10 protein-coding genes are annotated in these 13,011 nt (G+C 29.0%); 7 read left to right on the top strand and 3 right to left on the bottom strand.

The features are described 5' to 3' along the window. Window positions 1-270 precede the first annotated feature (270 nt). The 4 genes from ACZ5SO_RS09455 (at window position 271) to hydF (ending at window position 4,309) form a co-directional block, all read left to right on the top strand. A complete protein-coding gene (locus tag ACZ5SO_RS09455) occupies window positions 271-1,953 on the top strand; it encodes a Na/Pi cotransporter family protein (protein WP_464624203.1) in 1,683 nt (560 codons plus the stop codon). Window positions 1,954-2,046: 93 nt separating this feature from the next. Beyond that, a complete protein-coding gene (locus ACZ5SO_RS09450) occupies window positions 2,047-2,670 on the top strand; it encodes a histidine phosphatase family protein (protein ID WP_464624202.1) in 624 nt (207 codons plus the stop codon). Between the two features lie 190 nt (window positions 2,671-2,860). Beyond that, entirely contained in the window at window positions 2,861-3,106 is a 246-nt protein-coding gene (locus ACZ5SO_RS09445) for a TM1266 family iron-only hydrogenase system putative regulator (protein WP_464624201.1), read from the top strand. Between the two features lie 3 nt (window positions 3,107-3,109). Beyond that, a complete protein-coding gene (gene hydF, locus ACZ5SO_RS09440) occupies window positions 3,110-4,309 on the top strand; it encodes a [FeFe] hydrogenase H-cluster maturation GTPase HydF (protein ID WP_464624200.1) in 1,200 nt (399 codons plus the stop codon). Window positions 4,310-4,359: 50 nt separating this feature from the next. Here the strand turns inward: hydF and ACZ5SO_RS09435 are convergent, their stop codons facing one another. Next, window positions 4,360-5,442, bottom strand: coding sequence for a phosphotransferase enzyme family protein (locus ACZ5SO_RS09435; protein WP_464624199.1), 1,083 nt, complete (start codon window positions 5,440-5,442; stop codon window positions 4,360-4,362). Between the two features lie 81 nt (window positions 5,443-5,523). After that, on the bottom strand, window positions 5,524-6,441 hold the full coding sequence (locus ACZ5SO_RS09430) for an AraC family transcriptional regulator (protein WP_464624197.1): 918 nt from the start codon (window positions 6,439-6,441) through the stop codon (window positions 5,524-5,526). A 575-nt stretch (window positions 6,442-7,016) separates the two neighbouring features. Between ACZ5SO_RS09430 and ACZ5SO_RS09425 the strand changes: the two genes are divergently transcribed. Continuing rightward, entirely contained in the window at window positions 7,017-8,135 is a 1,119-nt protein-coding gene (locus ACZ5SO_RS09425; RefSeq protein WP_464624196.1) for an NAD(P)/FAD-dependent oxidoreductase, read from the top strand. On the opposite strand, the gene ACZ5SO_RS09420 is transcribed toward ACZ5SO_RS09425, so the two are convergent. After that, window positions 8,124-10,481 (bottom strand): alpha-galactosidase, encoded by a 2,358-nt coding sequence (locus ACZ5SO_RS09420; RefSeq protein WP_464624194.1) that lies wholly within the window; start codon window positions 10,479-10,481, stop codon window positions 8,124-8,126. The genes ACZ5SO_RS09425 and ACZ5SO_RS09420 overlap by 12 nt on opposite strands. Before the next feature lie 98 nt (window positions 10,482-10,579). Here ACZ5SO_RS09420 and ACZ5SO_RS09415 point away from each other — a divergent pair, with 98 nt between their 5' ends. Continuing rightward, entirely contained in the window at window positions 10,580-11,872 is a 1,293-nt protein-coding gene (locus tag ACZ5SO_RS09415; protein ID WP_464624193.1) for a hypothetical protein, read from the top strand. Window positions 11,873-11,983: 111 nt separating this feature from the next. Then, window positions 11,984-12,811 carry an exonuclease domain-containing protein gene (locus ACZ5SO_RS09410; protein WP_464624192.1) on the top strand — a complete coding sequence of 276 codons (828 nt, stop codon included), beginning with the start codon at window positions 11,984-11,986 and terminating at the stop codon, window positions 12,809-12,811. Window positions 12,812-13,011: the final 200 nt, after the last annotated feature.

The following is a 13,011-nucleotide window of genomic DNA, read 5'->3' as shown; positions in this document are numbered from 1 at the left end:
TTGTGAAAAAAAAATATTATATAACAAAAATGTTATTTTATGTTTAAAAAAATGTTAAAAAAATAATACTTTTACACTTTAGCATATAAACAATAATTAAGTAAAATATCTATGTTTTGATAATTTATTATAGTAAAAATTTATTTATTTATAAATTTAATTAAAATAAATCTTAAACTTCCTAAATATTCCAATAATTTATAAATTGACATTTATCAAATAGATTGTTTATTCTTAAATTAATCGCAATAAATAGGAAGGGTCAAAAGAGTGAAAGAGTCTTTTAGTATATTATTTGGCTTATTAGGTGGATTAGCAATATTTATATATGGCATGAATCTGATGAGCGAAGGGTTACAAAAGGTTGCCGGAGAAAGGATGAGACAAATTCTTGGTATTTTAACTAAGAATGTTTTTTTTGGTGTAATTGCTGGTGCTATAACAACAATGGTATTACAAAGTTCTAGTGCGACAACTGTTATGGTAATTGGATTTGTTAGTGCGGGGTTAATGAATTTGCCACAAGCTATTTCAGTAATTTTAGGTGCAAATATTGGTACAACAATGACAGCCCAATTAATTGCTTTTAAATTAAGTGATTATATTTGGCCAATTTTATTTTTAGGTTTTATCTTAAATTTTGTATCTAAAAATGAAAGAACTAAAAACATAGGGTTAACTATTTTTGCTTTTGGTTTGTTGTTTGTTGGAATTGAGACTATGGGAGATTTAATGAAACCCTTAGCAAAATCAGAAGTATTTGTAGCCTTGATTTCTAAAGTATCACATATTCCAGTGTTAGGTGTTTTAGTTGGGGCCTTAATGACTGTTGTTGTCCAAAGTTCATCTGCAACTATAGCAGTTTTACAAAATTTTGCAAGCACGCCGGGGCCAGATGGAGTTATGTCAATTATAGGGTTAAAGGGAGCAATACCAGTACTTTTAGGAGATAATATTGGTACTACAATAACTGCATTATTAGCTTGTATAGGGCAATCAAGAAATGCTAAAAGAACTGCTATAGCACATAGCGTATTTAATTTAGTTGGTGCGATTATTTTTATTTTCTTAGTCACGCCTTTTTCTTCCTTTGTTGCTTTTATATCACCAAAAGGACCAGAGCTAGAAGTAATATCTAGACAGATTGCTAATGCACATACTTCATTCAATATAATTAACACAATAATTTGGATGCCTTTTGTTTGGTTAATGGTCAAAATTGTAACCACATTAGTTCCTGGAGAAGAAGTTGAAGAGGTTGGAGAGAAAGCTGCTGCTATATATTTAGATCCACATTTATTAGCACAACCAGTTTTTGCTATGACGTTATGCCAACAAGAAGTATTACAGTCATGTGAAACCATTTTAAAGTCTTTCAAGAAAACAAAACTAGCTATAATTCCTTTCGATAATGATAATTCTGTTGAAATCAAAGCTGTTTGGAAGACTCAGAGAGATTTACAAAGAGAAATACAACATTACCTATCTAGAATGATTGCTATTGGAACACCTACAGAAGCACAAACAAACGCAATTACTGAATTATTATTAGTTTCTTCTGGTTTAGAGAGAATTTGTATTCAGATGGGTAATTTCATAGATGAAATGGTAGAATTAGAAAACAATGATTTATCATTCTCTGATAATGGAGAGACTGAATTAAGACATAGTTTAGATGCAATTATTGAATTATTTAAAGCTTCATTAGAAGTTTTAAAAGATGGAGATGATGTAAGTATAGTTATGGTTATTGCATTGAGAGAACGACTTATTGATATGGAAAAAGAAATGCAAGATCACCATCTTGATAGATTAAATACAGGTGTATGTAATCCTCAGATGACACCTTATTTCAATTCAATTCTTGGAGATTTAACAAGTATTGGAACTTATTGTTTAGATATATGTCAATCTTTAAGCTACGGATTAAATGTAAGAGTTGAAGATAGATAAAATTATAAAAATTAGTATTTCCATAGGCTAAGGCTTTAAGCTTTAGCTTATTTTTGTTATAAGGGAAGGGAGCAAAAAAATTTGGAGACATCAATGAATAATAATTCTTATCAGATTGTTCTTATAAGGCATGGGTTTTCTTTGGGAAATCAACTTAAGACATTAAGTGGTCAAAGTGATGTGCCTCTTATGGAAAAAGGTAGAAAGGAATTAGTAAAATATAGAGAAAAATATAATTTTATAAAAACAGATTTATTTTATAGTTCAGATTTAAGTAGGTGTGTTTCAACTTTTGAAACACTTTTTGGTCCCGAATGCAAATTAGATGGTACTTTTAAAGAACTTAGAGAAATTAATTTTAAAAAAAGAGAAAATGAAAGATTTTTAAGTAGAGATGTATTAATTAAATTATTTGAAAAATGGATAGTTGATGATCCGAGTACTAGAGATGTTGAATCATTTGAAGAAATAAAAGATAGAATGTTAAAAATTTTTAATAAAACTTTAGTTGATTTAAAAAATAAAAATTTAAAATCTGCAACTTTATTTACTCATTCTTGTGCAATGCGATGTTTACTAATTGGCTTGGGCCTTTTTGAGAAAAGCCAATATCATGAAATATCAGTTAAAAATGGGCAAGGCTATGTTTTAAACTTAGAATATAATAAAGATCTTGTTATAAAAGAATGTATTCCTCTATTTGAATATATAAAGTAATACTTATGCACCTATATTGTTAATAATTAAGATTTTTGATATCTTAAAAATATATATATCTGACAGGGAAGAGTAATCTAAACTAAAAGATAATTAATACAAATAACTTCTGAAGTATTAGGAATACTCCAAGACTAAGAAGCTTTATTTCTTTTTCTTTGGGCCTTCTATATTTCTGTTGGAGGTGTGGATGGACACTAGATTAGCTATAATTGCTATAATAATTGAATCCCCAAATTCTGTTGAGAGAGTAAATGAGACTCTTCACTCATGTGCTTCTTATATAATCGGCAGAATGGGTATGCCTTACCCTAAAAAAAATGTATCTATTATCACAATAGTTATTGATGCTCCTCAAGACAAAATTAGTAGCTTGTCTGGGAAATTAGGTCAAATTCCCTTTGTCAGTATAAAAACTACATATTCAAAGGTATAACTTATGTCTAATTTAAATTCAGCACCTAGGAGTGTTAGGCTTCACATCGGGATTTTCGGGAAAACTAATAGCGGGAAATCTTCACTTTTAAATGCTCTTACAACTCATTCAACTTCAGTTGTTTCTCCTGTGAAAGGCACTACTACTGACCCTGTGTATAAGTCGATAGAGTTATATGGTTTGGGTCCTTGTGTATTGATAGATACGGCTGGATTTGATGATACAGGAGAGATTGGAGCTTTAAGAGTTAAGAAAACCCAAGATGCCTTAAAAAGAACTGATATAGCAATAGTTCTCTTTGATGCTACAGAGACTAATTTTGAGAAAGAAATTGAATGGGCAAATAAATTAATAAAAAAAGGAACGCCTTTTTTAGCTGTAATTAGTAAGGTTGATTTGAATCATGATACATCTCAAATAGAAAAATTAATTGAAGAAAAATTTCATCTCAAAGCATTAAAAATTTATTCAACACAAGAAAATTTACAACATATCGTTAGAAAAGAGTTAATCAAAATAAATAAAAATAAATCTAAAAAAAGAAGCATTGTTGAAAACTTAGTAGAAAAAGATGATATAGTAATGCTTGTAATGCCTCAACAAATAAATGCACCTGAAGGCAGATTGATTTTACCTCAGGTTCAAACTATTCGAGATTTACTTGATCACAGATGTGTTGCAATCTGTGTTTGTACAGATGAAATTGATACTGCTTTAAAAGCTCTAAACAAACCTCCTAAATTGATAATAACAGATAGCCAGGTTTTCCCGCTTGTATATAAGAAGAAACCAAAAGAAAGTTTATTAACTTCATTTTCAATTTTGCTTTCAGCTGTTAAAGGCGATGTGAAAAAATTTGCATCAGCAGCTAAAGCCATTGATAATTTAACAGAAGATTCTAAGGTTTTGATAGCTGAAGCTTGTACTCACGCTCCCTTAACAGAAGATATTGGAAGAGTTCAAATACCAAGATTGCTAAAAAATAAAGTAGGTGATAAGTTACAAATTGAATTTGTAAGCGGGAGTGACTTTCCAACTAATTTAGATGATTTTGATTTAGTTATTCATTGTGCAGGGTGCATGTTTAATAGAACATATATGATGAATAGATTAAGTGAGTGTGAAAAGAAAAATGTACCGATGACAAATTATGGAATTTGTATTGCTAAGTTGTCAAATATTTTAGATTTTGTTAATTATTAAGCTTAAAAATAAATTAAAGTGAAAGGCAAAAGTCCTTTCACTTATTTTTATTATTTCAAACAATTAGTTAAATGTTCCCATTTTAAGTCCATATCTTTAATTAGAGCTATTTGGGTTCTACATCTATCTAGATTATGATGTTCTCTTTCAGTTGTAAAATAGACATCACCATTTAAATAATCAGTTAAAAATCTTATAGCCATGATTAGGGTAATATATCTACCAGCTTCTGCAATCAAGGATTTTTCTTTTTCACTTATAAAAGAAGAAGTAACTTCAAGGTAACCTTTAACTAAAGCTTCAAAATATTCTACATTACATTTCATTTTGTTAAAATCAACCTCATCTTCAACTGCTGTAGAAGTTGTGCTTCTAATCATATCCCCGACGTCAAATAAAATAGTTCCTCTCATAACAGTGTCTAAATCTATTATACAAAGAGCTTCTTTTTCATCTTCACTAAAAAGCACATTATTTATCTTAGCATCGTTGTGGGTTACTCTTTTTTTTAGTTCACCTTTTTCATATAAATCCCAAATAATCATAGCTCTATTTTTGTTATCTAAAAGGAATTGGACCTCATCAATTACAGATGATAGTCTTTTAACTTTGTCATTGTTTATAGCCTCTTCTAATTGTTTATATCTAAAAGCAATATTATGAAAATCTTTAATTGTTTCAAAAAGGCATTCATCATTAAAATCTTCTAATTGTTTTTGAAATTGCCCAACTGCTTTAGCTAAAATATATGCTTGATTTGCATTGTTTACTTTATCAAAAGTTTTAACATTATCTATAAATTTATAAGTTCGCCAAAAGTTATTATTTATATCTTTAAATAAAAGCTCATCTTCTCTAGTTTTTATAATTTGTAAGCACCTTTTTCCCTTATTATCTAAATCTTTTATTTTTGATTGAATATGAGAGGTTACTTTTTCAATATTATTCATAAGATTATATGGGTTATTAAATACGTAGGTATTTATCATTTGATGAGTGTACTTATCTATTTCACCATTGGCATTAGCAACTGTTGAAATATATGTAGAATTGATGTGGCCTTCTTTTTTTGCCTTATAATCAATCAATTTTCCATCAATATTAAATTGGGCAAAAATTTCTTTAAAATCCATAATATCCTCCTAAGATATACATTGAGTATATGAGTAATATTATTAGAAGTATTGATTCAAAAGTTTAATAAATTTGCACAATTAGAATTGTTTGTGCTTGTTCTCATCCGTTAAGAGTAAAATTGATTTAGAATATTCACTAGGACTCATTCCGACTATTTTTTTAAATTGTCTAGAAAAGTAATGAATAGTTGAATAACCAAGCCTATCAGCAATTTGGGTGAAATTATCAGTTTCGTTTCTAATTAATCTTTTAGCCTCTTCAATTTTTAAGCGGTAAAAATATTCCATTACACTCCAACCAGTTTCTTCTTTGAATAATTTTTGAATTAAAGACTTACTCATTGAACAATGAGAACATATATCTGTAAGGGTAATATTTTTATTAATATTTTCTTCTAAAAATGATATAACAAGATTAACTCGTCTCTCATTTTCTTTTTCATGAATAGAAATTACTGAATTCATAGTTGGTTTTGAATTTAATCTAAGTAAACTTAAAAGAAACATTTCAAGTGATGTTGCAATTAAATCAAGTGAAAAAGGGGGAGTTGAGTCCTTAAATATTAACTTTTTAAAATAGGGATCTCCTAAATTATTTTTAAATGTATCTCTTGATTCTTTAATGATTGTATTAAGGTAATAAACTAAATTGCGATTTAATTTTAAAACCTTATCTTGAAAATAGTTCATGCATTGATCAGGGCAATCAAAGGAAACTACTAATAAGTTAGGAGATATTTTCCCATTGCAAAATACATCATGAAATTTATTAGGAGTTATAAAAACAATGTCGCCTTGTTTTAGTTGGTAAACTTTCTTTTCAATAGTAATACCAACCTCCCCTTTATCTACGTATAAAAACTCCCAAAAATCATGAGCTTCACCTTCAAATAAAAAAGTGCTAGGATACTCAAAATAGTGAACAGTTATAATATTTGTTATAGTTAGTTCCCTCTTTAAAGGGGTTAAAGTAAAACCGTTTTTTATCTTTTCCATGTAGTTAAATATATACGAAGATAAGAAATACTGCTAGCATTAATAAGCCAAAAAGTGTGTAAAATCTTTTTTTATGTGATGTGTAAAAAATATTAAAAATTATAATGAATTTGTTATATTAATTATATTTCAAACATAAATGTGTAAAATATTATTTCTTTTTTATATAAGAATTTAAAAAGCAAACTTTAAGGAAAATCTTAATAATAAAGTATTTCTGATTTAGAAAAATATAATCTATTGACATATCTTGCATATTGACATAAGTGCCCAATTATGGTAGATTCTATTTGTCTGACAGTGGGGTCGGTTGATTATATCCCGTTAATATACTTTTTAGTTTTTTTGTTCACCCACTGTTTGTTTCAGCATTGTTTTCCCCCTCATTTACTGAGGTGATGACTGAAACACCCCTGTCGTTAAATCGACATCCCCTTCAAGAGTGCAAGCTTGTAAGGGGAATTTTTTTCCCAGATTGTTTAATTAAATTTTTGCTTTTGTGAAAATTGTATTGTTATGAGTTGATTATCATGGTATTTTAAAATAGAAGTAGATACTAAAAATAGGAGTATTTCGTGAATATTGTGATTATTGGAAATGGTCCAGCTGGAAATAATGTTGCCACTAAATTAGATGCAGAGGGAATAAAAGTTGACCTATATTCAAATGAAGAGGTAAATTTTTATAGCAGAATTAGATTGCCTGGATGTTTAGGAAATAAAGATAAATTATATTCCCTATGTTCAAAAAACGAGCCTTCATATATACATCATGAGGCGGTTGTTGCCATTCATAGAGAAAGTAACTCTATTTTATTAGCTGATGGTCAATCAAAACATTATGATAAACTTGTAATTGCTACAGGTTCAAATCCTATAGTGTTCTTCAATGATTCTGGGTTAGAGGGAATTTATACTTTGAGGAATTTTTGTGATGCGGAAAAGATAAGTGATGAGCTACAAGGCCCTGTTTGTGTTATGGGCGGTGGCTTATTAGGCTTAGAGAGTGCATTAGAAATAAATAGGTTGGGCTATAAAGTAACTGTTGTTCAAGGCGATGCTTATGTCTTAAACAAACAATTAAATGAAGAAGCCGCTCAGATTGTTAGTGATAAATGTGAAGAGAGAGAAAACTTTAAAATAATAAGTAATCAATTTGCAAAAAAAGTTGAAGGCGATAAACGAGTTAGAAAATTAATTTTGCAAAATGGAACTGAAATTGAATGTAATACATTAATTTTGGCAGCTGGAGTAAAACCTTCTATAACTTTGGCTAAGGGTTGTGGACTAAAAATTAATAAAGGTATAGAGATAAACGAATATTGCCAAACAAGTGATAGTGATATTTATGCTATTGGTGACTGTAGTGAATTTAATGGTGAGTGTCCCGGTTTATTACCTGTAGCTTTGGCAACAGCTAATGTTTGTGTTAATCACATATTGGGAAATAAAATTCAATATGTTCCACCTCAAATGCCTACAAGATTCCAAGCTGATGATTTAATAGTTGCTAGTTTTGGAGAACTTAGAGGCAAGTGTTATAGCAAAAGAAAAGATGAGAGATATGAGGCTTGGTACATAGATAATAATAAAGTGGCTGGTGTAATTTTGATTGGATCAAAGTCACACTTACCACTTGCAAAAGCTTCTTTAAATAAAGAAGTAGAAAATGTTGAAGTATTATTAGATTTCTAGTTTTTTTAACACATATAATCTAGAGCCATAATCGCCGAGGACTCTTGTAACTTCATTTTCATAATTTGTGCCACCATATTCTTGGTTTAATATTAAACCTGATTTACTTAGAAACTCGCCATAGACTCTATGGTGAGTTATTTCTACATTAAATTGTAAGATTTTTGAAATCTCATCAATAGCTTTTCCCTTAAGTAAGGAAGTTGGTAGAAAATGAGCTAATAAGTCTCCAAATACAGATAAATCAAATTTTTGTGCTCTATTAAACATTTCATAGTAAGCCTCATCATCTACAATTGGTATTTGTAATCTTTCTAAAGGAGGATTTGGAATTGTTCTAGTTCTAAAATCAAGTACTATTATTTCACTTTTGTCATTATTCATAACTGCCCATACGGCTCTATCTTTATTATCACTCATTTTATTGATTCTAGCTAAGGTGCCAAACTGTAATGTTTTCCTATATCTTTTGTAAAAAATTATTTGTTCTTTTATTTGTTCTAATTCATTTTTACTGATATTATTTAAATTTAATTCATAGCCTAAGTTCCCAATTGCAGCTACATTATATCTTGATTCAATATCACTAACTCGTAAAGTTTGGTGATTAGGGCTAGCACTAACATGATTTGTCATTGCACTCAAGGGGTATCCAAAACTAGTTCCTTCTTGAATGAAAAGTCTTTCATAAACGTCAGTACAATCACTTGTCCAGTTTTGAGGCATAAAACATAACATTCCTAAATCATACCTGTTTCCACCGGCTGAGCATGATTCAAATAAGATATTAGGGAATTTTCTAGTTAACCTATCAAGTAGTTTATAGAGGCCTATATAATATCTATGTAAAAATTCTCCCATATGTGAGATATCGTGGTTATAAGAATATAAGTCGCTAAAAACTCTATTAAAATCCCATTTTACATAATCAACTTCACCTAGTAAAAATATAGAAGATAAGGAATCTTCAAGGTATTTAATAACTTCTTCTCTACTTAAATCTAGAATAAATTGGTTTCTTCCAACACTAGGTTTTCTACCAGGTATCATAATAGCCCAATCAGGGTGTTCATCGAATAGGTTACTATTTCTGCTAATCATCTCAGGTTCGACCCATATTCCAAATAACATTTTCATTTTATGTATTTTTCTAGATAAAGCTCCAAGACCTTCGTTAAGTTTTGCTGTATTAACTTGCCAATCGCCTAAGGAAGAGGTGTCATCATTTCTATCACCAAACCATCCATCATCGAGTACAAATAATTCAGCACCAATATCTTTTGCTTTTTTTGCAAGGTTTAAAACTTTTGTATCGTCAAAATCAAAATAGAAAGCTTCCCATGAGTTTACTAAGATAGGACGTTCTTTATTTTTCCAATAACCTCTAACTATGTTATTATTTGCAAAATAGTGAAAGTTACGACTGATAGCGCTAAAGCCTTTTTCACTATAACTCATGATAGCTTCAGGTGTTTTAAATCTTTCATTTGGATGTAAAATCCATTTAAACGTAGAGTCATTAATTCCCGTGAGCAATCTAGTTTGGTTGTATGGAGTTACCTCAACAACTTCTTTATGGTTCCCACTATAAATTAGATTTGTAGCATAGCATTTGCCCGAAAATTCACTACAATTTTTTTCACTTAAGTAAATTAAAGGATTATGTTGTGCACTAGAAGCCCCTGTTTTAGAATCATTTACAATGATTCCTTCAGATAATGGTCTTTTATGAATATGTCTCTCTCTAGCCCAGGCTCCATCAAATGTAATTAAATCAAAGTTACTATTATCTATATCTAATTGAAGAGAATAAAGACTTTCTATAGTTATATTTTTAGTTGAAAAATTAAATAATTCTGCCTTTCTTGTAATGACATCGCAAAGATGAAAAACACCATAAGTTAGTACAAGTTTTATATCTAATTCTTTGTCTTTTAAAGTGATTCTTAGAGAATCACATTCTTCTCTACTGCCGTAAGACTCAGGTAAAGAAGAAAAGGTCTTAGGCTTTGCACTTATAATCTCATGACTAACGTAGACAAAATCTAAAGTAGTCATTCCACCATTATAACTAATTTTTGCAAATGGTTCTCTATAATCACCTTTACCTGGAGTGGAGATTTCTTGTTTAATTAATCCAAGATTTAATTCACTATTTTCTTCATATAGTGTTGATGTTCCAGCCTTTTGCATATATTTTGTACTTAAAAGTTTAGGATTTATACTTTTTTCATTTAGATGTGCACCATAATAAAGATGTTCTAAATGTTCGTTTGGTTTTGCTTTAAAAATATAAGTAGTGTTTGCTGTGGATAATATAAAAACGCCATTTTTTTCAATAATCATAGTAAATCTCCTTGTACTAATAGGCATGTATATTATAATTATAGTAGAGATATTAAAAATGTTCTATGTTTTTTTAATATAATGAGGAAAAAGGTATAATGGACATAAGAAGAGTTAGAATTAAAGAAGAAGAGAATGCAACTGTATTAAGCAACGATTTAATTAGAGCTGTTGTTCAAGATTATAATGGTAGGCTTATAGAATTTAGTGCCATGAATATTCATGGTGGATGGGTAAATTCGAATAAATTACATAGATTCCCATTTTCTAAAGATACAGTAGATCAAAATATTAAACATACAAATTCGGATCCTCTTATGGAAAAACTCTACGGCTATCAAGTTAAATTAGTAGAAAATGCCAAGAAAGAAACTTCCAAAGATGATGATATATCTTCAGTATTAGGAAATATTAATAACTATGATGAGTTGTTAAGCCAAAGTGAACATTTAAGCAAAAATGAAACTGATGCTTATCTAGATGCAATCTTTGAAAAAGACAGAGTCAAATGGCTTGTTCAGCGATACGGCAGTGATGAAACAACCGGAGGCGTTTGGGTTTTGTCCAAAAATGTTTCATTATTGAAAAACAATAAATGGGCGGCAAAAAGACTTGATGTTGTTTTACCGAACCAACCTGTTATTTATTCTGCTTTATATATTAAAAACACATCAGAGGAAGATATAAATCTAAATGTAGGTTTTGATAATACATTGGGTGCTCCATTTTTAGAATCAGGTTGTTTATTAAATACTAGTGCTAAACTTTGGAATAAGTTAAAAGATGCTCAATGTAATAGAATTATTGATAGAATTGCAGATACAGATAAACCTTTTAGTTTAGAAAAAGCTCCTCAAAAAAGCGGAGGAACTTGTGATATAAAAAATGTAATAGGAATTTTAGGTACTACAGATGTTCTTTATGCAGAAAATGAGAGTGAAAATCTCTCTCATATTTGGGCGAGCGTAATAAATCCCCATCATCAACTAGTTTATCTTTCATTTTCTCCTAGCAAAAAACTTATGGAAGATATGGATATAAATTTAAATTATTCCACAATGGTTTTAGATTACGGGGGAAGAAATCAACCACCTTGGTCTTTGTATGAAGGAGGTCCTAGTAATGAATTTTCAATTCATTTAGGTGCTAGTACTTCTTATTTTGGAAATGGCGAAGGTGTAATATTTAAACCTGGAGAGATAAAAAGAGTTTTATATGCTAGATGTTTAACTACATATGATAATGCAAGAATGGGAAACAATTTTTCTTCCTTTGAATCTTTTAATCATAATATAGTATTAAAAAGGACGAAAAGTTCTATAGTAATTCCTTCAGATCCTAAGTTTGAAATTATTAAAAAATTTGGTAATAAATTAATTGCTTTTGATTAGATTTTTTACTTTTTTTCTGTTAAGCTCTCTCTGAATTTGAGAGAGTTTTTTTATTTTAATATCTAAGTTTAGATGATATAATATTTCTAATTTGTGATTGGGGGAGATTTGATGCTTTTTAAACAACTAAAAGATTTTACTATTATAGATACTGAAACTACAGGTCTTGGGTGTTATTCACGATTAGTTGAATTTGCTGGAATGAAATTTAGAGATGGTAAAGCTGTTGATTCTTTCCAAATCTTAGTTAATCCAAGGATGAAGATGAGTGATGATGTTATAAAAATCCATGGTATTACAAATGAAATGGTAAAAAACTGTCCTCCAATTGATCAAGTTAGCCATAAAATTTATGATTTTATAAAAGATGATGTCTTAGTTGCACATAATGCTGGCTTTGATGTAGATGTGTTAAATAGAAGGTTAACTTTTGGCCTAAAAAATAATTACATAGATTCTTTAACTATATTTAGAGAAACTTTAAATTTACCTAGATATAAACTTGATTACATAAGAAAATATTTTAATATTGAAATAGATCAAACTCACAGAGCTTTAGATGATGTTGAGATGTTATATCAATGCCTAAAAAAAATTAAAAAACCATATTCTTTAAATATTAAAAATATAGGTAGTGTTAAGGGAAGTTGCAGACCATCACAGATCAAAGTTACTAATAAATTAAGCAATAAGTTATCAAATTGTCATTGTGTTGTAACAGGCGAGATTCCTAATATGAGTAGAGTAGATTTTTGGCAATTAATTGTTAATCATGGTGGATTAGTTGGAGATTCAATTTTAGTTAAAACAAGATTTTTAATAGTCGGTGAGACTAATGTTGGATATGCAAAAATAAATAAAGCTATGATGAAGAAAGATAAGGGAGATATTATCGATATAATAAAATATCAAGATTTCTTAAATTTTATTAAAGAATAGTTGTCTTTTTTTGTATTTTTATTTATTTAACTTTTCATGTTTTTAGTTAAAGAAAGGAATTTCCTTTCTTTTTTTTTATGCAACAAAATTATGTTAAAAAAACAAGATATAGGACTATATCGATTTTTAAAAATCTATGATATATTTGTTATATATTTGAAACATTTCAAACTTTTTTGTGTTTTTTTTCAATTTGTTCT

This window comes from Pleomorphochaeta naphthae, assembly GCF_055396005.1.
Note: the sequence above shows the minus strand (reverse complement) of the source record. Positions and strands in the feature narration are given on the sequence as shown.